General features: G+C 69.1%; 24 protein-coding genes. 11 read left to right on the top strand and 13 right to left on the bottom strand.

The genetic code is table 11. The annotated features are described in order from the left end of the window. The first annotated feature begins 190 nt into the window (after window positions 1–190). A complete protein-coding gene (locus OG300_RS32320) occupies window positions 191–391 on the top strand; it encodes a cold-shock protein (RefSeq protein ID WP_379359282.1) in 201 nt (66 codons plus the stop codon). Window positions 392–453: 62 nt separating this feature from the next. Here the strand turns inward: OG300_RS32320 and OG300_RS32325 are convergent, their stop codons facing one another. After that, window positions 454–1,221 carry an SDR family NAD(P)-dependent oxidoreductase gene (locus OG300_RS32325; RefSeq protein ID WP_405487546.1) on the bottom strand — a complete coding sequence of 256 codons (768 nt, stop codon included), beginning with the start codon at window positions 1,219–1,221 and terminating at the stop codon, window positions 454–456. A gap of 229 nt (window positions 1,222–1,450) precedes the next feature. On the opposite strand from OG300_RS32325, the gene OG300_RS32330 reads away from it, so the two are divergent. Beyond that, on the top strand, window positions 1,451–2,362 hold the full coding sequence (locus OG300_RS32330; protein ID WP_405487548.1) for an SDR family NAD(P)-dependent oxidoreductase: 912 nt from the start codon (window positions 1,451–1,453) through the stop codon (window positions 2,360–2,362). A 27-nt stretch (window positions 2,363–2,389) separates the two neighbouring features. Continuing rightward, window positions 2,390–3,031, top strand: coding sequence for a TetR/AcrR family transcriptional regulator (locus OG300_RS32335; protein WP_405487550.1), 642 nt, complete (start codon window positions 2,390–2,392; stop codon window positions 3,029–3,031). On the opposite strand, the gene OG300_RS32340 is transcribed toward OG300_RS32335, so the two are convergent. The 4 genes from OG300_RS32340 to OG300_RS32355 form a co-directional block, all read right to left on the bottom strand. Then, a complete protein-coding gene (locus OG300_RS32340) occupies window positions 2,960–3,706 on the bottom strand; it encodes a TMEM165/GDT1 family protein (protein ID WP_405487552.1) in 747 nt (248 codons plus the stop codon). The two genes, OG300_RS32335 and OG300_RS32340, sit on opposite strands and share 72 nt — an antisense overlap. A gap of 426 nt (window positions 3,707–4,132) precedes the next feature. Further along, entirely contained in the window at window positions 4,133–5,179 is a 1,047-nt protein-coding gene (locus tag OG300_RS32345; RefSeq protein WP_405487554.1) for an aldo/keto reductase, read from the bottom strand. A gap of 130 nt (window positions 5,180–5,309) precedes the next feature. After that, window positions 5,310–5,831 (bottom strand): peptidase, encoded by a 522-nt coding sequence (locus tag OG300_RS32350; protein WP_405487556.1) that lies wholly within the window; start codon window positions 5,829–5,831, stop codon window positions 5,310–5,312. Window positions 5,832–6,003: 172 nt separating this feature from the next. After that, on the bottom strand, window positions 6,004–6,627 hold the full coding sequence (locus OG300_RS32355; protein WP_405487558.1) for a superoxide dismutase: 624 nt from the start codon (window positions 6,625–6,627) through the stop codon (window positions 6,004–6,006). Window positions 6,628–6,825: 198 nt separating this feature from the next. Between OG300_RS32355 and msrA the strand changes: the two genes are divergently transcribed. Next, entirely contained in the window at window positions 6,826–7,488 is a 663-nt protein-coding gene (gene msrA, locus OG300_RS32360; RefSeq protein ID WP_405487560.1) for a peptide-methionine (S)-S-oxide reductase MsrA, read from the top strand. Window positions 7,489–7,515: 27 nt separating this feature from the next. Here the strand turns inward: msrA and OG300_RS32365 are convergent, their stop codons facing one another. Beyond that, complete coding sequence (locus tag OG300_RS32365) at window positions 7,516–8,127, bottom strand: hypothetical protein (RefSeq protein WP_405487562.1); 612 nt, start codon at window positions 8,125–8,127, stop codon at window positions 7,516–7,518. A gap of 309 nt (window positions 8,128–8,436) precedes the next feature. Between OG300_RS32365 and OG300_RS32370 the strand changes: the two genes are divergently transcribed. The 4 genes from OG300_RS32370 to OG300_RS32385 all read left to right on the top strand — a co-directional run bounded on the left by OG300_RS32370 (window position 8,437) and on the right by OG300_RS32385 (window position 11,688). Further along, window positions 8,437–8,808: a rhodanese-like domain-containing protein gene (locus OG300_RS32370; protein WP_405487564.1), complete on the top strand. Its 372-nt coding sequence runs from the start codon at window positions 8,437–8,439 to the stop codon at window positions 8,806–8,808. A 20-nt stretch (window positions 8,809–8,828) separates the two neighbouring features. Continuing rightward, window positions 8,829–9,929 carry a DUF4328 domain-containing protein gene (locus OG300_RS32375; RefSeq protein ID WP_405487566.1) on the top strand — a complete coding sequence of 367 codons (1,101 nt, stop codon included), beginning with the start codon at window positions 8,829–8,831 and terminating at the stop codon, window positions 9,927–9,929. Next, window positions 9,926–10,693, top strand: coding sequence for a glycerophosphodiester phosphodiesterase (locus OG300_RS32380; RefSeq protein WP_405487568.1), 768 nt, complete (start codon window positions 9,926–9,928; stop codon window positions 10,691–10,693). The genes OG300_RS32375 and OG300_RS32380 overlap by 4 nt, the downstream gene beginning before the upstream one ends. Before the next feature lie 77 nt (window positions 10,694–10,770). Beyond that, window positions 10,771–11,688, top strand: a complete 918-nt coding sequence (locus tag OG300_RS32385) for a DUF5926 family protein (protein ID WP_405487570.1) — start codon at window positions 10,771–10,773, stop codon at window positions 11,686–11,688. 66 nt (window positions 11,689–11,754) lie between these two features. Here OG300_RS32385 and OG300_RS32390 read toward each other — a convergent pair whose 3' ends face one another. The 4 genes from OG300_RS32390 to OG300_RS32405 form a co-directional block, all read right to left on the bottom strand. Further along, window positions 11,755–12,303 carry a ferritin gene (locus OG300_RS32390; RefSeq protein WP_405498763.1) on the bottom strand — a complete coding sequence of 183 codons (549 nt, stop codon included), beginning with the start codon at window positions 12,301–12,303 and terminating at the stop codon, window positions 11,755–11,757. A 92-nt stretch (window positions 12,304–12,395) separates the two neighbouring features. After that, a complete protein-coding gene (locus tag OG300_RS32395; RefSeq protein ID WP_405487572.1) occupies window positions 12,396–13,691 on the bottom strand; it encodes an LCP family protein in 1,296 nt (431 codons plus the stop codon). Between the two features lie 239 nt (window positions 13,692–13,930). Beyond that, on the bottom strand, window positions 13,931–14,728 hold the full coding sequence (locus tag OG300_RS32400; protein ID WP_405487574.1) for a CPBP family intramembrane glutamic endopeptidase: 798 nt from the start codon (window positions 14,726–14,728) through the stop codon (window positions 13,931–13,933). Window positions 14,729–14,797: 69 nt separating this feature from the next. Then, on the bottom strand, window positions 14,798–15,568 hold the full coding sequence (locus OG300_RS32405) for a DUF2470 domain-containing protein (protein ID WP_405487576.1): 771 nt from the start codon (window positions 15,566–15,568) through the stop codon (window positions 14,798–14,800). A gap of 129 nt (window positions 15,569–15,697) precedes the next feature. Between OG300_RS32405 and OG300_RS32410 the strand changes: the two genes are divergently transcribed. The 3 genes from OG300_RS32410 (at window position 15,698) to OG300_RS32420 (ending at window position 17,767) form a co-directional block, all read left to right on the top strand. Continuing rightward, window positions 15,698–16,117 carry a hypothetical protein gene (locus OG300_RS32410; RefSeq protein WP_405487578.1) on the top strand — a complete coding sequence of 140 codons (420 nt, stop codon included), beginning with the start codon at window positions 15,698–15,700 and terminating at the stop codon, window positions 16,115–16,117. 73 nt (window positions 16,118–16,190) lie between these two features. Next, a complete protein-coding gene (gene pheA / locus OG300_RS32415; protein ID WP_405487580.1) occupies window positions 16,191–17,108 on the top strand; it encodes a prephenate dehydratase in 918 nt (305 codons plus the stop codon). After that, complete coding sequence (locus OG300_RS32420; protein ID WP_405487582.1) at window positions 17,105–17,767, top strand: histidine phosphatase family protein; 663 nt, start codon at window positions 17,105–17,107, stop codon at window positions 17,765–17,767. The genes pheA and OG300_RS32420 overlap by 4 nt, the downstream gene beginning before the upstream one ends. Before the next feature lie 181 nt (window positions 17,768–17,948). Here the strand turns inward: OG300_RS32420 and OG300_RS32425 are convergent, their stop codons facing one another. Genes OG300_RS32425 through OG300_RS32435 form a run of 3 tightly spaced genes read right to left on the bottom strand, consistent with a single transcriptional unit; the run spans window position 17,949 to window position 20,316 of the window. Continuing rightward, entirely contained in the window at window positions 17,949–18,776 is an 828-nt protein-coding gene (locus OG300_RS32425) for an ESX secretion-associated protein EspG (RefSeq protein WP_405487584.1), read from the bottom strand. Continuing rightward, a complete protein-coding gene (locus OG300_RS32430; RefSeq protein WP_405487586.1) occupies window positions 18,773–19,993 on the bottom strand; it encodes a PPE domain-containing protein in 1,221 nt (406 codons plus the stop codon). The genes OG300_RS32425 and OG300_RS32430 overlap by 4 nt, the downstream gene beginning before the upstream one ends. A gap of 11 nt (window positions 19,994–20,004) precedes the next feature. Further along, on the bottom strand, window positions 20,005–20,316 hold the full coding sequence (locus OG300_RS32435; protein ID WP_405487588.1) for a PE domain-containing protein: 312 nt from the start codon (window positions 20,314–20,316) through the stop codon (window positions 20,005–20,007). Between the last annotated feature and the right edge of the window lie 65 nt (window positions 20,317–20,381).

The raw sequence follows: 20,381 nt of genomic DNA on the forward strand, positions 1-20,381 counted from the left end.
GGGAACTCGATCCTCGCGCGTACGTTGTACGTCTTGGTCGTAAGTTTTCGTGTTCGTGTTCAAACATGCTCGCGCGGAACATTGTGCGGGCGTCTTGCCGCAGTCAAGTTGTAAGCCGCCTTCTGATCGACCCTGGCCACCCGTACCTACGGTGGCCGCGCACCAGGAAACAGCTCGTCAGGAGAAGGTAATGGTTCAGGGCACCGTCAAGTGGTTCAACGCCGAGAAGGGCTACGGCTTCATTTCTCATGAGGGCGGCCCCGACGTGTTCGTCCACTACTCGGAGATCGAAGGCAACGGCTACAAGCAGCTCGAAGAGGGCCAGGCCGTGAGCTTCGAGATCACCGAGGGCAAGAAGGGTCCGCAGGCCGCCGCCGTGCGTCCCCACTAGGCTTCGAAACCACAACGCCCCGCACCGAATTCGGTGCGGGGCGTTGTCGCGTTCGGGGCTCGCTAGCGCGGAGCCATGCGCAGCGCGCCATCCATGCGGATGGTCTCGCCGTTGAGGTAGTCGTGCTCGGTGATGTACTGCGCGAGCTGCGCGTACTCGTCCGGGCGGCCCAGGCGGGACGGGAACGGCACGCCGGACTCCAGGCCCTTGCGGTACTCCTCGGTGACACCGGCCAGCATCGGGGTGTCGATGATGCCGGGGGCGATGGTGTTGACGCGAATGCCGAACTGCGCCAGGTCACGCGCGGCCGGGATGGTCATACCGGCGACGCCGCCCTTGGAGGCGGAGTAGGCGATCTGGCCGATCTGGCCCTCGAACGCCGCGACCGAGGCGGTGTTGATGACGACGCCGCGGCTGCCGTACTCGTCGACCGGGTCGGTCTTGGAGATGGCGTCGGCGGCCAGGCGCATGACGTTGAAGGAGCCGAGCAGGTTCACGGTGATCACCGTGCGGAACAGCTCGAGGTCGTGCGGGCCGTTCTTGGACAGGATGCGTCCCGCCCAGCCCACCCCGGCGCAGTTGACGACGATGCGCAGCGGCACACCGGATTCCACGACCGTGGCGACGGCCGCGGCGACCTCGTCGGCGCTGGTGACATCGGTCGGGATGAGGGTGACACCGGCGGGAACGCTGTCCCCGGCGCGCTCGATCGACTGGGGCAGGTCCAGGCCGAACACGGTCGCGCCCGCGTCCGCGAAGCGCTTGGCGGTGGCCGCACCCAGACCGGACGCACCTCCGGTGACAATGGCGGCGGAGCCGGAAATCTCCACAGTGTGGTCCTCTCAACGTGGACGGCCCTCTCACTGGCCCTCCGTCAATAGGCACGATAGCGGGGCTCGAAGCGGGTCCCGCGCCCGGCCGCATTCAGGCGATTCGCCCATTGGCATTCTGTCTCGCCGACGTTCCCGTCGTTGTGCACGCTGCATCGTGCAGCCAGGCTGCACGATCATGGCAAACTTTGCGAACATAGATGTTCGTCTAAGTGGTAGGTTCGTGGTCATGAACGCCCGCACGGCACGACCGGTGCGCCGTGGACTCTTCCGCCCGGCACCGCAGGTCGCCGGCAAACGCATCCTGATCACCGGGGCGGCCCGCGGCATCGGGGCCGCCGTCGCCCGCCAGCTACACGCGCGTGGTGCCCTGGTCGCCCTGCTCGGCATCGAGGAGGGCCTGCTGGCCGATGTCGCCGCCGAATGCGGCGACGCCCCCTGGCGCTACTGCGATATCGGCGACCCCGACCAGGTCGAACGCAGCGTCAACTCGCTCGCCGCCGAACTGGGCGGTCTGGACGCGGTGGTCGCGAATGCCGGTATCGCACGCCAACTTTCGCTGCTCGGCGGCGATCCGACGGTGCTCGAGGAAACCCTCACCGTCAACGTGCTCGGCGTCTACTACACGCTGCGCGCCGCCGGACCGCACATCGCGCATCCGGGCGGCTACGCGCTGATCATCTCCTCGCTGGCCGCCGCCATCCACCTGCCGCTGGCCGGGGCCTACAGCGCCTCCAAGGCGGCCGTCGAAGCGCTCGGCGACACCCTGCGGATAGAACTGCGCCACACCGGGGCCAAGGTCGGCATGGCCTATTTCGCCGAACTCGACACCGAGATGACCAGTCGCGGCTTCGGCACCGAGGCCGCGCGCAGCATCCTGGGCCGCTCCACCGTCTCCGGGATCGCGCCGCTCGGCCCGGCCATCGACGCGGTCGAACACGCCCTGGCCCGGCGCTCCCGGCGCATCGTGTCGCCCTACTGGGTGAGCCTGGTGCTGTGGTGCCGCCCGCTGGCGCAGTGGTTGGTGGAGTTCTCACTCCGCGACGGCGTGGCGGGCGGTCTGGACATCGCGCGCACCGAACCCGCCGCCTTCAGTACCACCCAACCGGCTCGGCCGAGCAGAATGAAGAAGCTCGCCTGACCATCCCCGGCCCACGGAGTCCCACGCATGCCCGAATCGGCAACTCAACTTCCCCGCGGCCGCCACGGCCTGCCCCGGGAGACCGTGATCGCCGCGCAGCGGGACCGCATCCTGCTCGCGATGGCCGAGGCGATGACCGAGAACGGCTATGTCGGAACCCCGGTCGCGGCGGTGATCAAACGGGCGGGCGTCTCCCGTGAGACCTTCTACGAGCAGTTCCGTTCCAAGGAGGACTGTTTCGAGGCCGCCTTCGAGCGCGCCGTGGAACTCATGCTGACCGGGATCTTCGCCGCGACCGGCGCGGAATTCGACGGCGAGACCCAGTCCCAGCGCCTCGAACGCGTGCTCGGCTCCTACCTCGACGCCCTGGCCGCCGAACCCGCGTATGCCCGTTTGTTTCTCGTCGAGGTCTACGCGGTCGGCGCGGAGGCCATCGCGCGGCGCACCCAGTTGCAGGAGACGTTCGTGGCCATGGTCGCCGACGTTCTCGATGCCGACACCGAGGCGCAGTTCTTCGCCTGTCAGACCCTGGTCGCTGCTCTGAGCAGCATGGTCACCGCCCGCATCGCGGTGGGCGACCTGGCGGGCCTGCGCGCCCTACGTGAGCCGCTGCTGGACCTGATCCGCCGCAGTGGCGAGCTGTTCGGCAGTGCCCGCCTCGCGGATTGACCTGCGCGACAACCAGTTACGCAGCACCAGCAGCACCGCTCCCGCCAGCGCCGGAGCCAGCAGCGCCAGCGCGGCCGCGGCCGGGGTGCCGAGTCCGTGCGCGAACGCCTCGAGCAGCGTCAGCGCGCCGAAGTAGAGGAACAGCAGGCCCGAGCAGACCGCGATGACGCGCTCGGGAATGTGCTTGCCGATGGTGACGCCGATCGCGATCGCCAGCCCGCCCGCCGCGACCATGCCCAGCACCGACCCGATCCACACCGCGATCCAGCCGTTCTTGGTGGCCAGGGCCATGGTGGCGAACATGGTGCGGTCGCCGAGTTCGGCGAGCAGGAAGGCCGACACGACGACCAGGAAGGCGGACCGGGAGCGGGTCTGCGGTGCGGGCACGTCATCGTCGGAGTCGCCCGCGTGCAAGGTCTCGCGCAGCGTCCACAGGCCGACGCCGATCAGGGTGGCCGCCGCGAACAGCGAGATGACGCCGGTGGGCAGGGCCGCACCGAGGAAGTGCCCGACGCCGACGGCGATCAGGTTGACCAGGATGCTGGCGACGGTGATGCCGGAAAGCACCACCCACCAGCGATAGCGCAGGGCGAAGGTCAGTGCCATGAGCTGGGATTTGTCTCCCAGTTCGGCGAGGAACAGCACGCCGAAGCTCAGCAGTACCGTGGTGATCATGAAGGTTCGCTCCCAGGTCTCCGGCCTGTCAGCTGAAATGCGGCGGGCGCTATGGCCTCCGCCTCCCCGGGCCAGCCGACACCCCACCGGTAAATCGGTTTGGTCTTTTCTCGGCCGAAGGTCTCGCCCACCGGATGTCTCCGGTTCACGCAGCCGGACCCGGGAGGATCAGTATGTCGACTACGCGATTGCGGGCTACTCCCCTTCGCTGTGCGCCATATTACCCCGGCAAACCGGGCGCTCGCAAACCAGCGAGATCGAAAACGCAATGCGCACAATAAGTTTGGCTGCGCTTTCCCTGGATTTCGGTTAGCCTCACAATCTCGACCGGAGGGGCTCATCGAAAAGTCCGCAAACCTGTGGCAATTGTGGACAGCTTGGCGAAGACCCCGAACCGCCCGGTCCGAGGGTCCTTCCCGCCGTCGGTCAGCCGCGCACCGGCCCCTCGCCCGCTCCCGTGGTGCGCAGCGCGGTCTCGATCAGCGCCAGGTCCGCTGCGGTCAACTCCAGCGTTGCCGCATCGATCCAGCCGTCGATCTGCTCGGGTCGCCGCGCGCCGACGATCGCCCCGGTGACCCCGGTCCACGACAGCGTCCAGGCCAGCGCGACCGCCGCCACCGTGGTCCGATGCGCCGCCGCGATCGGCCGCAACGCGTCGACCAGGGCCAGATTCCGGTCGAGTTCGGTGGTGAACTCGGGGAACTCCCGCCGCCAGTCGTCGTGCGGCAGCCCGGCCACCCGCTCGGCCGAGAAAGCACCGGTCAGCAGTCCCGAATGCAGCGGCTGATAGACGATCCCGCCGGTGTGATGTGCTGCGGCCCAAGCCAATTCGCCCGCCGAATTCCGCTTCAGCAGCGAGAACTGCGGCTGGATGGCATCCACGTGCGCGATGGCTTCGGCGATCTCCAGTTGCGGCACATCGTGATTGGACAACCCGATGGCCCGCACCTTGCCCGCCCGCACCAGGTCCGCCATGGTCTGCCAGTACTCCGCGAGCGGCGTCACGACGGCGTCGCTCACCTCGCCGGTCTCGGAGAACTCCAGGGACGCACCGGTATCCGGCCAGTGCACCTGGTAGAGATCGATCCGCTCGACCCGCAGCCGCCGCAGCGAATCCTCCACCTCGCGCCGGACACTGTCGGCGGCCATGATCCGCCTGGGCGCGGCCGCCCGATCCCGCTCGTCCCAGACCAGTCCGGCCTTGGTGAACAGGTACGGCCGATCCGCCTCGGGCAGTCCGGCGACGGCCTTGCCGACCACCTCCTCGGAGTGGCCGAGCCCGTACACCGCGGCGGTGTCGATCCAGTTGATCCCGGACTCGACGGCCCGGTGGATGGTGGCGATGGAATCCGCGTCGTCCTGGCTGCCCCAGCTGTAGCGCCAGCCCGCGCCGCCGATCGCCCACGCGCCGAACCCGATTCGGCTGATCCGCAGGTCGGTGCTGCCGAACGCTGCGGTGGGAACCTTGCTCATATCGAGTGCTCCTCGTGTCGTCCCGCCGCTCGCCGCGGCGCTGAACACGAGTTTTCGCCTCGCCCATCGGCTTACCCAGAGCCGAGCCGCGCCTGGGCACGGCGTGACCAGGCTGCGGCGGCGAGGTGGGTCAGGCGGCCAGCAGCATGGCCAGCACGGCGGTGTCCGGATCGCTGATCGGGTCGACCCCGACCCGCGAGACCATCGAGGTGACGGTGCCGTCGCTGTCGGTCTCCACCCAGGCGGCCCGATGCTCGAGCCCCAGATGCGGAATCCCCGGCAGCAGTAGGCATCCGGAGGCCGCGCCCGAACATTCGGGCAGCGACGGCCGGGTTTCCCTGGGCGGATGCAGCATGATCAGCGCGGGCGGCACGTGCGCGGCGAACCGCCCGGGCTGCAACGCCGCCGAACCGAGGATGGGTCCCTCGGCGATCACGATGCCCACCATGCTCGGATCCGGGTCGTCGGGCAGTTCCTCGCGCGCCCCGAATACCGTGGTGGTGGGCAGTAATCCGGGTAATCCGGCGACCCGGACCGCCAGCACGAGCACCTGTGCCCATTCCTTGGTGGAGTCCGGCCAGCGGCCGGAGATCACGAACCCGTGCAATGCACCGTGGGCCTGAAACGGCATGACGCCGATCTGGTCGCTCATCGTGTGCCTCCCGCTGTGTCCCGGGGGCGGCTGTGCCCGTCCTGCTGTTGGAAACACCAGGTTGTACCCGAAACTAACTGGCACACAAGTACCAAAGAGTGCTAGCACCCGGACCCCGGAAATGCGAAAGGCCCGCGAACCACCGGTTCGCGGGCCTCGAAGCTCGACGGACTCAGCCGAAGATCAGACCCTTGCCCTGGTTCACGGCGCGGGTGAAGCGCTCCTGAACCTCGGCCCAGTTGACGACGTTCCAGAACGCCTTCACGTAGTCGGCCTTGACGTTCTTGTACTGCAGGTAGAAGGCGTGCTCCCACATGTCCAGGCCCAGCAGCGGGATGATGCCCAGCGGCACGTTGCCCTGCTGATCGGTGAGCTGGAAGGTGAGCAGCTTGCCGGCCAGGGTGTCGTAGCCCAGCCAGGCCCAGCCCGAACCCTGCAGGCCGTTGGCGGCCGCGGAGAACTGGGCGTTGAACTTGTCGAACGACCCGAACTGGTCGTCGATGGCGGCGGCCAGGTCGCCGACCGGCTTGTCGCCGCCGTCCTTGGACAGGCTCTTCCACCAGATGGAGTGGTTGACGTGGCCGCCCAGGTGGAAGGCCAGGTTCTTCTCGTTCAGGAAGATGGCGGCGTGGTCGCCGGCCTCACGGGCGGCTTCCAGCTTCTCGAGCGCGGCGTTCGCACCCGCGACGTAGGCGGCGTGGTGCTTGGAGTGGTGGAGTTCGTTGATCTGCCCGGAGATGAACGGCTCCAGGGCGCTGTAGTCGTAATCCAGTTCTGGCAGCGTGTAAACAGCCACGATGTCCCTTCCTCAGTGTCGTTGCCGCGTGCCCTCGGCATTCGTCCGAGGCGCACCCAACTGTCATTGGTACACCCGCTTGTTCGCAACCCGGGTTCGTGCCCCCACATTCCGATGGATGTATATCTTTCCCAACCTTTGGACTACCCCTGATCGCAACTCCGACGCCCGCTGCCGCAGGTCCCGTAGCATCGAGCCATGTCGTGGTACGACGAGTTCGTTGGACGTTTACGACTACCGCAGCCGACCATGGTGACGCCCGAGCAGGCGCTGCCCGGCCGTTCCGAGCCCCTGGTCGTGCCCGATAGGCACTATGTGAACGGTCACTCGTTCAAGGCTCCGTTCCCCGACGGCACCGCGCCGGCGGTGCTGGCAATGGGCTGCTTCTGGGGCGCCGAGCAGGGGTACTGGCAGCTGGACGGCGTCTACAGCACGGCCGTCGGCTACGCGGGCGGCTACACGCCGAACCCGACCTACGAGGAGACCTGTTCCGGCCGTACCGGTCACACCGAATCGGTGCTGGTGGTGTTCGATCCGCGGGTCCTCGACTACGCCGGGGTGCTGGCGCACTTCTGGGCGCACCACGATCCGACCCAGGACATGCGGCAGGGCAACGACCGCGGCACCCAGTACCGTTCGGCCCTCTACACCTTCGACGACGAGCAGGCGAAGGTCGCCGAGGAGACCCGTACCGCCTATCAGAACCGCTTGTCGGCGGCCGGATTCGGTGAGATCCGCACCGAGATCGCCCCGCTGCCAGATCTTTCCGCGTTCTTCTACGCCGAGGGCTACCACCAGCAGTATCTGGCCAAGAATCCCGGCGGCTACTGCCCGGATCACGGCACGGGCGTGGATTTCTGAATCCGGACCCGTGCCGTAGGGCGGGTGCTACAGCGGCGGAACGATATTCGGCCGCCGAGTGCGCGGGTCGCCCGCGTCGTGCGCCTTCCACCAGCGGACGCCACCGGCGATGAAGTCCGGCAGTGGAATCACCGCGCCCTTGGCGTCGGTGACCTCGATGCCCTGGAACCACACGCGCACATCCAGTTCGCGTGGGTCGATGCCCTCCTCCTGGGAGAACTCCAGCATGTGCACGGCCGGGCTGTCACCGATGGTGGTGTCGAAGCTGAGCAGTTTGCGCCACTGGCTCCAGGAGCTGTCGGCGAGATCGAGGAAGTCCCAGCCGTGCAGCGCGCCGCCGCCGAAGCTGTTGACCGCGTCGTGCAGACCGTCGAGTTCGAGCGGGAGGACCACCGGCTCCAGGTCGTCCCAGCGCTGGCGGCGCAGCGAGGCCGCGACCCGGCTGACTCCGGTCAGGGTCAGGTAGATGTCGCAGTCCGCAGGCGGCGGACCGTCCTCGGGAAGGGTGAGCACGTCGAGTTCGAGTCGTAGTGTCGCCGCGCCCGTGTCGACGTCGATCCCGAGGCAGGTCGCCTCGGACAGCGCCTTGTCGAGTCCGTCGATATCCAGGCCGTCGAGTAGCCCCCTGCTCACAGTCATAGCGCCAGGCTACCGATCTTGCCTGGCCGGGCCCAGGATTTCCGTTTTTCGGTAGTGTTGTCAGTTTTTTATGTTTCGAATGGAACCATGCGCTCACCTGCGGCGTCAGACTGATTAGGGCCTTCTGGGACAGGGCCCGCGGGTCGGCCGCTCCGGGATCTGGAGGGGATTTCCGGATCGGCCGACCGGACGAATCGGTCGGCTCTCAACCTGTGGATCAGGTTGTGGATTATGTGGATAACTTCCCGGCGTGTCTCGCACCGGCCCGGAACTCCACAGTGCTCCCGCCCACGTGGCAGGATCGAAACCGTGGACAGCCCTGAAGTGACCTCGGTCCCGATCGACGCGGTGCCTGCGGAGTTCGACGCCGCCAGCGTCGCCGGGACCGGCGCGGGCGGCGCGATGGTGCTGCTCGACGTCCGCGAGGACGACGAGTGGCGGCTGGGCCACGCGCCCGGCGCCATCCACATCCCGATGGTCGACGTCCCGGCCCGCCTGGACGAATTGGATTACGACGCCGACATCTACGTGGTGTGCCGGCAGGGCGGCCGTTCCATCCAGGTCGTGAAGTATTTGAACCAGATCGGTTTCGAAGCCGTCGATGTAGCGGGCGGCATGGTGGCGTGGCAGCACGCCGGCCGGCCCGTGGTCGGCGATGGTGACGAGGCGAAGATCTACTAGGCGCTGATGATGGAGCCGAGATGAACGGGGGACACGTGGCCGACTCGCGATCCGCGGTCGTACAGCCGTGTGCACGCTGCGGCGCGCGCTGGGCGGTGCAGGGCAAACCGCTGCACTGGTGCCCGCGCTGCCACGGCGTCCTGCTCTCGCCCGCCCCGGTGGACGCCCCGGCGAACCGGCGCAACTATCGCTGGGTGGCCCGCCCGCCCGGCCGCAAATCGGGTCCGGCGCAACCACATCGGCCCGCGTCTTCGCGAGAGACGCCGCACTACCGGCAGATTCCGCGCTGGGGACTGCTGGATCGGCCGCCGCTGGAGTCCTCGGCGCCGCGGCGCCCGCTGGCCCGCTTCACCGACCGGCTGAGCACCCTGCTGATCGCCACCGCCATCGCGTTCGGGGTGGCCGCGCTGGCCGAACTGGGCCGTTACGGCGTGCTGCTGCGCAATCGCACCCGGCTCATCCCGCCCTGGCTGCTCTGGATTTCCGATGCGGCGGTGACGGTTTCCGCGGTGGTCGCGCTGGTGCTGGCCCTGTGTGCGGCGATCGCACTGGTCGGCTGGCTCGCCGAGACCCGCCGCGCGGTGTTCGCGAGCGCGGGCCGGGAGGATTCGCGGTCGCTGATGGTCCTGGTGCTGCTGTGCGTGTACCCGGTGCTGAACCTGGTGTGGCCGGGCGTGTTCCTGCTCGAGACGGTCCGCGTCCGCAATGCCGCCGATCCGGAGAACGCCGACCCGCGACTGCTGCGCGCGGTCCGGATCTGGTGGGCCGCCTGGATTCTCAACGGTGTCATGGTCGCGGTGTCGCTGCTGTACCGGTTCGCGTCCACGCTGCAGGTGCAGGCCGACGGGGTGCTGTTCACCCTGTGGACGAACCTGGTGGCGGCAGGCGTGGCGATCGCCTCGCTGGGTCTGGTGCGCGCGTTCGCGGGCCTGGATCTGCGGGGTCGCCCGAAGCGGTTGTCGCGCTGGGTGATCGCCACCACGCCGGTGCGCTCGGTGATCGAACCGGTGCGGCCCGGCGGCGGTGTCGCTGAGCCCGCCGCGTCCACCGAGCGCGCGCTCGCCGTCGCGGTCGGGGATGATGAGGCGCAAGCACAGCAGCAGGAGGTAGTGGCGAAGTGAGCCGGGGCAGTCGAGCGCCGTTCGTGGTCGCGCATCGAGGGTCGTCGGCGGCGCGACCCGAACACACGCTCGCCGCATACGATCTCGCGCTGCAGGAGGGCGCGGACGGGGTGGAATGCGATATCCGCCTGACCAAGGACGGGCACCTGGTCTGCGTGCACGACCGCACGGTGGACCGCACCTCGGACGGCACGGGCGCGGTCAGCGAGCTGACGCTGGAAGAACTCAAGGCGATGAACTTCGGCACCGAAGCGGAGCCGGAGGGTGTGCTCACCCTCGCCGAGCTGATCGAGCTGGTGCTGGACTGGAAGAGCCGCCCCACCAAGCTGTTCATCGAGACCAAGCACCCGGTCCGCTACGGCGCGCAGGTCGAGGTGAGCCTGCTCGGCGAGCTCAACCGCTACGGCATCGGCGCACCCGCCTCGGCGGATCACGCACGCGCCGTGGTCATGTCGTTCGCGGCCACCGCGGTCTGGCGCATCCGCCGCGCCGCGCCGCTGCTGCCCACGGTCCTGCTCGGCGAGTCCTCGCTGTATCTGACGGGCGGCGCGGCCCACACGGTCGGCGCGACCGCCGTCGGCCCCTCGGTGCGAACCCTGCGCCAGAACCCGGAACTCGTCGACAAGGCCGCCGCCGCTGGCCGCGCCACCTACGTCTGGACCTGCGACGACCCCGACGACGTCAAACTCTGCGCCGACCTCGGCGTCGACTGGGTGGCCACCAACTACCCGGCCCGCACCAAGGCCGTCCTCGCGGCTGCCTGAAGGCCTGTCCCGCAATCCGTTCGGCCGAAGGCTGCCCGGAGCGCAGCGCCCGGTAGCCCACCCAGTACTTTCTCCACATGGGTAAGTCGAAGCGAAACAGCCCGAAGCCGGACAGCAATCGGGCGCAGAAGCTGGCCGCCCGCCGCGCCGAACAGGAGCTCGCGGCCACGGCCGTGACGCGGCCGTTCGAGGGCCTGGCCGCCGAATGCGATCTGGTCGCGCTGCGGGAGTTCGTGCCGTCGGCGACCGCGACGCTGAAGTTGTCGCCGAGCATTGCGCCGCAGCGGCCGGTCACACTGTCCACCGTGCTGCCGGGTGCGGTCGCGGCGCTGGTGCGCGCCGGTGACGAGGCCACCGGTTTCGTCGGCACGCAGGTGCAGCATCAGTCCGCCGATCCGGCCGCCGATCTCGCGGCCGCCATCCTGTGGACCCAGGGCGCCGAGCCGGGCGAGTCGCTGGCTACCGCGAATGTCGAAGGCGCGCCGTCGCTTTCGGACGTGCTCGACGCGGGCGCCGCCCTCGATCTGGTGGTGCACCAGAACTTCGACTGGTGGGTGCCGGCGGGCGTCACCCCCGATCCGCAGGTCGCAGCCACCATCGAGCAGGCCAACCAGGCCATCATGCCCTCGGCCCGCCTGGAGCTGGGCGCGGACGCGGTCGGTGCGGCCTGGTGGGTGGACGCCGGTGAGAAGGCGCACGTGCGCTGGGTGCGCCCGGAGGACGAGGATCAGCTGATGCTGGCCCTGGCCCGCCTGCACGCGGCCGGCGACCTGCACCTGGGCGAGGGTTCGCGCTTCGCGGGTTCGTTCCGCACACACGGCCTGCTGGTCCCGGTCTTCGATCTGGATCCGGAAAAGCACGCCAGCGAATGGGAAAGCGGCGCACGCGAATTCGGCGCGAAATTGGCTGCCGCATTGAAACTGGACGAGCCGCTGACCTCCGAGGAGCGTCGTTCCCGCGACGGTCTGCGTTCGCGTCAGATCACGCTGCGCTGAGTTTGTCGCAAGACACAGATCAGGCCCGGTCCAGCGCAACGGACCGGGCCTGATTCGTGAATCCACCTAGAGCGAGCCACCCGCGGCATGCGGGGCGCCGGAAGCGTCCTTCGGGCCACTCATTTCGCGCTGGACGAAACTCTCCAGATCGAAAAGATTGGCGCTCGCGCGCTCGGCGACGGTCAGCAGCGTCTTCATGGTCGCGACTTCCTCGACCTGTTCCTTGAGGAACCACTGCATGAACTGCTCGCCCTGGTAATCGCCTTCTTCGCGGGCGGTCTTGGCGAGCTGGATGATCTGCTCGGTGACCGTCTCCTCCTGGGCGAGGGCCAGCGCGAGCGGCTCCTTCGCATTCGCGAACTGCGAAGTGGAGGCGTCGAGTCCGGGCATCTCCACGCTGATGTCCGAATCGATCAGATACTGCGCGATCATCATCGCGTGATTGCGCTCTTCGACGGCCTGCTTGTAGAAGTACTTGGCGAGGACCGGAAGATCGGCATTGTCGAACCACATCGCGATCGCGGCGTACTGGTGCTCCGCGTGGAATTCATTGCGGATCTGGTCCTGCAGCAGACCGTGGAACTTGCTGCGCTTTGTCTGGGTTCGGGTGGACATGCCGAAGAGATTAATCCTGGTCACACCGCGTGTCATCCAAGTGCAACCTTATTGAGTACAGCCTAATTGAGGCAAGTATTGCCTAATTCCAGCTAACTTCCGACGGTCGTGATCAGGTCCGCCGGGATCTGCTGATCCTTGGCGATGGCGTCGAAGAACGCGCTCGCGCGGGTCTTGTCCCACAGCAGCACATTGCCGCTGCCGGACACGTCCTCGAAGCCGCCGACCGGCACGGTGGTCGTCACCGGATCGTTGTCGAGAGCCTTGCCGAGCGTCGCCAGATTCCAGATGTGCGCACCCTTGTCGACCTTCAACGCGCTGGTCAGATTGGTGATCAGCGGCCAGGACTTGAACGGGTTCGCCAATGTCGCCGGGCTGGCGGCCTTCTTCAGCAGTGCGCTGAGGAACTTGCGCTGATTGAGCATGCGGTCCAGATCCGCGCGCGGTGTGGCGCGCGAGCGCACGAAGCCCAGCGCCTGCGCGCCGTCGAGCTTCTGGCAACCCGCGGGCAGGTTGATTCCGGCGAGCGGATCGTTCATCGGGCTGTCAAGGCACATATCGATGCCGCCGACCGCGTCGACGACATTCGCGAAGCCGCCGAACCCCACCTGCATGTAGTGGTCGATGTGCACCCCGGTCGCGCCCTCGACGGTCTTGACCAGCAGTTGCGCGCCGCCCGACGCGAAGGACGCGTTGAGCTTGTCCTTGCCGACGCCGGGAATGCTCACGTACGAATCGCGCGGCAGACTGACCAGTGTGGGCTTACCGGACTTGGGGATGTGGACCAGGATGACGGTGTCGGTCCGCTCGCCCTCCACATCGGAGGCGTCGCCGGTGGACAACTCCTGCTCCTGCGCGCTGGTGAGTCCCGCACGGCTGTCGGAGCCCACCAGAAGCCAATTCGTCCCGGGCGTGTCGCCGACCCGTCCGGAGTAGTTGGCCAGGGCGTCGATCCGGGTGATGTGGGTGTCGACGTAGATCGCCGCCCCGATCGGCAGCAGCAGGATGACCAGCACCAGCGCCAGCAGCCAGCGGCCCCAGTGCCGCTTGCGTTTCGGTCGGCCGCCGCGCGGAGGTCGGCCGCCGCCACCGCGTTTGGTGGGCGGCGGGGTCGGGGGAGTGCGGGGGGTGTCCTCGCGGAACGGCACCGGCTGCTGGGTGGGCGCGTAGCCCATGGCTCCGCGCGCCTGCGCGCCCGGCTGATTGCGTTGCGGCGGTGGGTTGTTGCGCTGCTGCGGTGGTGGATTGCGCTGCGGTGGAACCCGATCGCGCTGATCGCCGGGGCCCGGCGGGCGCGCGCCCGGGTGCCGTGGCGGCGGCCCGCCCTGGTTCCGGGGCGGTACCTGCGACCACGCCAGGGCGGGGCCGGGTTCGTTGCGATGGATCACCTGAGTTGGTTCTACCTGCGGGACGCCATCGTTAACGGCCCAGTCGTCGGACGGCCGGGGTGTATCGGATCGTTGTGATTGCCCATGATTCGCCGCTGGGCGTGGCGGTGCGGCCGGGGGCTCACCGGGGCGTCCCGGCGGCGGCTCCCGGCGCATCCGTGCAAAGTGCTGGGGGTCGTCGCCGTTCATCACCTGACACGGTACCGATCGCGGTGCCCGGATGGCTCGTTCCGATCGGATTACGGCAGCCAGGAAACGTGTCCGCGCAGGAAGGTGTAGCCGGCATAGGCGACGGTGTCGATGAGCGCGTGCGCCAGCAGCAGCGGCCACAGCCGGTTGGTGCGCTGCCAATAGCGGCCGAAGATCAAGCCCATCACCAGGTTTCCGACACCCCCGCCCAGGCCCTGATAGAGGTGGTAGCTGCCACGCAGTAGCGCCGATGCCAGCAGGGACCTGTTCTCCGACCAACCCAGCGCGCGCAAACGTGAGATGAGATACGCCACCACGAGCACTTCCTCGGCCGCCGAGTTCGCCCACGCCGACAGCACCAGCACCGGCAGTCGCCACCAGTGTTCGAGCGAGCTGGGCACGATGGTGACGCTCACGCCGAGCGCGTGCGCCACCAGATACAGTCCCAGTCCGGGGATTCCGATCACGGCGGCCAGCATCAATCCGGGCAGCACGTCGGCCCGCCAGCGCAGTCGCCGCACCAGCCCGACCGCCTGCGGCCCGATCCCGCTGCGCCACAACAGGTACCCGCCGAGCGCCGCCCACCCGAGTAGTCGGGCCACGCCGAGCAATTGGAACAGCAGGTCGATCACCGACTGGCTGGCCCGCGAGGCATTCAGCGCGACCGTCTGCCCGCCGACCCCGCCGGGTGAGAGCGCACTCTCGAGCAGGGACAGGGCCGCGCTCGCCCCGCTCAGCCCGAAGGTCACGACCAGTACGATCGCGATCTCCAGCTTGATCGCCCGCCGCCCCTGCTCGGACGATTCGGGCGCGGGCCACACGGGCGCGGAATCAGCAGCCGAAACCATGCCCGTCAATCTATGCGCGCGGCCGCGCCGGTTCTCGAGTGCGCGCGGGGAAATCCGGGTGAGTGCCGCTCAGATGCGGTTGAGCCCGCCGGTGAACGGATTGCCCGCGAGGGTTTGCACTGCGCGGCTGAGGGATTCGAGGTCGTTGGCCGGGACCGGGAACGGGATGCGGATGTCGTGGTCGGTGTCGACGGCCTCCACGCGCAGGGTGACGCCGTAGCGGTCGATGGCCAGCGGGTGGATGAGCGCGCCGCGGCGCAGGGTGGGCGGCAGTCGCCGGGCCAGGCGTTCCACCACGTCGGCGTGGTCGGCCTGAAGGTGTTGCAGCCAAGCGCCTTCCAGGGCGCAGAAGGGGTCGGGCCGGGCGTCGCGGAGCTGGTCGCGGTCGACCGCGTCGGCGCCGGAGGTGTCGGCGACCACGGCGGAGTCGATGACCAGTCGCAGCATGGTGGTGGTGTGCCCGATGTCGAGCAGGGCCGGGTGCGGGTGGTCGGTGGCGACCGCGGTGGCCAGGGCGCGCTGGGCGTGGGTGGGCACATTGTGGACCCAGCCGCGTAGCCAGACCAGGGCGCGCACGGGTTCGCGCAGTTGCAGCGGCGCCTGATCGGTGAGTTCGAGGACGGCGGGCGAGCCGCTGGCGCCGCAGCCGAGGATGAGTCCGGCCGCGGTGGAGTTCATCGGCACCGCCATCACCAGGTCGCCGCACTGCCGCAGGAAGTGCACCGAGGTGGGTACCGGGTCGAGCCCAGGCAGCGCCAGCATCGCGGTGTCGGCGTGCGCACAGGCGCTGTGCACGCGTTCGGCCGTGGTGGGCGCGACGAGCGAGGCCGCTGGGGGCATACACACCTCCGTGAGTGAATTAGGTAATCCTAAGCTAAGTGACGAAGGTCGCTCGCGCAACCGATGTCCCGGCGTCCGGTGTCGTGGGTCCCGTCCCCCGCGCTCCCGCCCGATCGCTACCGTGACCGGGTGCCGCACGATTCGTCCCCCGCGCCCGAACCGATCGCGCTGACCCTCTCGGTCCCGCCGCGCCCGGACCGCCGCCTCGCCGAGAACCTGGTGCGCCCGCGCACCGCCGACCCCGGTGCCGAGGTGCTCGACCTGACCCTCGACGACACCGCCGTCGCCGCGTTCCTGATTCGAATCGTCCACGGCGACAACGGTTTCGTCGCTCGCACCGACTCTGGTGAGCGCGCCCTGGCCGTCATCGCCGCCACCGTCGCCGCGCTCATCGGCGACGACATCCCGGCCGCGCTGGCCACCCCCGACATCGCATTCCTCACCGGTTTGAAGCCGCCCGCCGTCGAGGCCTTCCGCGAGGTGCTGCTGGCGATCGAGACCGCCGAACCGGACGCGGTCGCGGCCGCGCTGGCCGGGCTCGGGGCGTGATCGGGGGTGCGGAGTTACCGGGGAGTTGGATAAACCTCGAGGTGACTGTCCGCACTTAAGTAATCTCGTAACCGTGCCGCGCATCGCCTACTTCGGGCCGTCGGGAACTTTCACTGAGATGGCCCTCGCCCAGTTCGAGTCCACCGGAACCTTCGATGGACCGGTCGAGCGTGTCCCCGCACCCAGTCAGGGTGCGGCCGTCGAGCTCGTTCGCGCCGGTGACGTCGATGGCGCGGTGGTGCCGATCGAGAGTTCGGTGGAGGGTTCCATCGCACCGACCCTGGACGCGCTGGCGGTCGGTCCGCGCTTGCAGATCATCGCCGAGACGGACCTGGACGTGGCATTCACCATCGTGGGCCGGGCCGGTCTGCAGCTCGCCGACGTGACCAGCATCGCCGCCTATCCGGTGGCGGCCGCGCAGGTCCGGTTGTGGCTGGAGCGGCGGCTGCCGCAGGCGCGGATGTACGTGTCGGCCTCCAATGCCGCCGCCGCGGAGGACGTGGCGGCCGGGCACGCGGACGCCGCGGTCTCCACCACCCTGGCCGGGGAGCGGCTGGGTCTGTCGGTGCTGGCCGCCGGTGTCGCCGACCATGATCAGGCGGTGACCCGCTTCGTGCTGGTGGTGCCGCCGCGTCCGGCCCCGCGCCGTACCGGGACCGACCGCACCTCGATAGTGCTGGAGCTGGCCAACGAGCCCGGTTCACTGATGCGGGCGTTCGCCGAATTCGCCACCCGCGGTATCGATCTCACCCGCATCGAGTCGCGCCCGACCCGCACCGGCATGGGCACCTACCGCTTCTACCTGGACTGCGTCGGCCATATCGACGACACCGCGGTCGCGGAGGCGCTCAAGGCGCTGCACCGCACCGCGGCCCGTATCCGTTTCCTGGGCTCCTGGCCCGCCGCCACCGCGGCCGGTGCCGCACCGCCGTCCGACGCGCCCGGCGCGGCCTGGCTGGCTGATCTGAAGAAGGGAGTGGCCGACCTGTGACCGGCAAGCTCATCCTGGTCCGGCACGGCGAGACGGAAGGCAATGTCGCCAAGATCCTCGACACCCGGCTACCGGGCCTGCCCCTCACCGAACGTGGTGTGGCGCAGGCGAAGACCTTCGGTTCGAACCTGATCGTGCCGCCGCAGCGCCTGTTCTCCTCGGCCGCGCTGCGCGCCCGCCAGACCGGTGGCTACATCGAGGCCGCGACCGGTGTCGCCCTGGAGGTGCTCGAGGACCTGCAGGAGGTGCAGCTCGGCGACCTGGAGGGCCTCGGCACCCGGGAGGCGCACGAGGCCTTCCAGGACGTCTATCACGCCTGGCATTTCGGCGAACTGAGCCTGCGGGTCCCCGGCGGCGAATCCGGCGAGGACGTCCTGGCCCGCTACGTCCCCACCCTCCAGCGCCTGCGCGAGGAGTACCTGTCCGGCCCGGACGCCGCGGACATCGTGCTGGTCAGCCACGGCGCGGCCATGCGCCTGGTGTCCCGCGAACTGACCGGCGTGCCAAGGCTTTTCGCCGCCAACAACCACCTGGACAACACCGAGACCATCGAACTGCTGCCGGCCGAGAACGGCGGGTGGGAGTGCACCCGCTGGGGCCGCTACCCCGCCCCGTTCGGCGACGCCATTGCCCTCACCGGCGACGACCCCATGGGTTAGCCACCCGCACAACGCAACCGGTCCGGCCACCGATACCGGCTGTGCCGCTGACCTATCGGGGTTGCCACGCCGAAGAGTTCATTGGGGCGGCTGCACACAGAGGAAGTCGTGGGTGCTGCCGCGCGAAGATGCTTGTCGGGTCGCCGTGCGGACAGGCCAGTGCGCTGCCGCGCGGAAGGGGCTATTTCGGCTGCGTGGAGGGGAATTCGGTGCGCAGTGGCTGTTGCGCGATCAGGTCGGTGAGTGCGGTGCGGATGCGGGCGGGCGTGCCGCTCGCCAGCGCTGTCCACGCGGTGCCGTCGTCGGCGCGGTCGGTGACGGCCAGGAAGCGGCCGTGCCGGGTGTTGTAGATCGCGAGATGGTGGTCGGCCACGTCGCGGGATCCGTCGCCGTAGCGCACGGCCACGATCTCGGCGTGCGAATCCACCTGCACCAGAGCCGAAGCCAGGGTGTGCGCGTCGCGGGCCGGGGTGCAGGCCTTCGCCAGCCGATTCGCGGTGGTGGTGGCGTCGCCCGCGTCGTCGAAGATGACCGCCAATTCCTCGGTGGGAGCGTTCATTCCGGCCAGTTCGAGCGGATCGGCCGGACCCAGCGCGGCCAGTACGGTGCCCGCGAGATCGTGACTCGCCTCGTCGAGGACGTAGGAGCCGGGCCCGCGCAATGCCACCACGTCGAAGTCGTCGCCCTTGGCCAGGCAGAACCGGTTGACCTGCCCGGCCACGTACCAGCGCACGGCCAGCACCCAGTGCGGCCGGTAGAGCACCCGCAGCCGCTCGGCGAGTTCCGGATGAACCTGCTCGCCGTCGAGGAGTTCGCGTTCGGTCAGCGTCGCGGCCGCGGCGGCCATGGCGCGATCGTGGTCGGCGGCAGTGTCGTAGCGGCCCATGGCGTCGAGCACCACCGGCAGTTCATCGATAGCCAAACTCTGCTGTAGGTACTGCATCTCGTCGAGGGTCAGTGTCACCGATCGCAGCAGTGACGGTCCGCGTCCCGCACCGAGTATGGTCACCGCTCGATGGCCGGATCGCTGCCGATGACGGCGGGCGCGATGACCCGTCCGTCGGCGAAGACCTCCACCGAACGCCCGTAGTCGACCCGGCGGGCGTCGTCCTCGTCGTCGGCCTGGCCGCCCAGCAGCGGACTGCTGCCCGAGCCGCGCACCGGCGCGGTGGACCCGGCCGAGGCGGCGGGCGCGGTCATCGGTTGAGCGACCGGAGTCGCGGGAGTCGCTGTGCCGCAGCCGGTTCCGAGGCCGGAGCCCCAGCCGTCAGGGAGTTTCAGTGTGCCGCCGCCATTTCCGATGTTGACAGAGCCGATGTTGACAGAGCCGATGCTGACCGAGGTGCCCGCACCGCCGCCGAAGGACACCGCCTGGGTGGCCAGGGCCGCCCCGCCCGCACCGACGGTGGCCGCGCCGATGCCCGCACCCGGCGTCACCGGCAGTCCGACCCCGAGTCCCGGAGCCTGCGTGACCGCGTTGACGACCGCCGAAACAGCCGTGCTCGCAACGTTTCCCGCGCTGCTGACCCCGCTGGTGGCGACCGTCCCCGCGACCTGCGCGACCTGTGACAGCGCACTGGTGACGGCCGGATTCTGGGCCAGCGCCGCGGCCGCGCCGAGCGCCGCCTGGATCGGATCGTTGCTGTTGGCGAACGCGTCCGCGCCCGCATTGGCATTGCCCGCGCCCATGGCGATGGGCGGCGGCATCAGGAACTGGCCGGGGGTGGCCACCATCAGGCTGGTGGCGGCCTCGTAGGTCTCCATCACCAGCGCGGCGCGGATGTCGAGGGCGAGCTTGGCGGCCTCGGCGGCTTCGGCGGTGCCGTTGAGCGCGCCGCCGCTGGAGTACGCGGCCACCCGGGCGGTCTCCACGACCGCGATCTCGGGCAGGCTCGGCATGACGAGGGAGGCGACGGTGTAGGCGGTGACATTGGCGGCGGCCTTCCCGGCCATCACGCCCGCCATCACGGCCTGCTGTTCGGACCACACGGTGAAGCCGGCCAGCCGAGCCAGCACATTGATGCCGTTGAGGCCCTCGAGTCCGACGCCGATCTCGGCCATCACCCGCGCCACGGTGGTGGTGGCGTCGACCCAGGCGGCGGTGAGCGCGCCCCAGGCGGTGCCCGCGGCGGCGATCGGAACGGCGTGCGCGCCCGCGTTCAGCGAGATGGAGTTGATCTCGGCCATGCGGGGCAGCCAGAACACCCCGGTGATTCCCAGTGTCATGTGTCTCCCCTTTACACCTGGATGGCGGCGATGCCGGCGGCCCGCACCGCGTCCTGCGCCAGGTACTGCGCGAGCTGGCTGCGCAGCGTGGCGGCGGCGTGGTGCAGTTCGAGGATGCCCTGGGCGACGGCCCGATCATGGCTCAGCGCGGCCGAATTGAAGTGCCCGGCGGCCAGGAACGACACCTCTTCGGTGCCCGACGGCAGCACGTGGGTGGCCGGTGCGCTCCAGCCCGCGGCGGCGGCGAGGCGCTCGGCGAGCAGGTCGAGTTCGAGGGCGGCCGCGAGGACCACCTCGGGCTGCACGAGGACGTGGCCGACCATGATCGGGCTCCCTTCTACGTTTTCCCCCGGCTATGAAGCTTGGACGCAGAGGTTTGCTGATCGGT

The sequence above is a fragment of the Nocardia sp. NBC_00511 genome, assembly GCF_045161165.1.
Lineage (GTDB): Bacteria > Actinomycetota > Actinomycetes > Mycobacteriales > Mycobacteriaceae > Nocardia.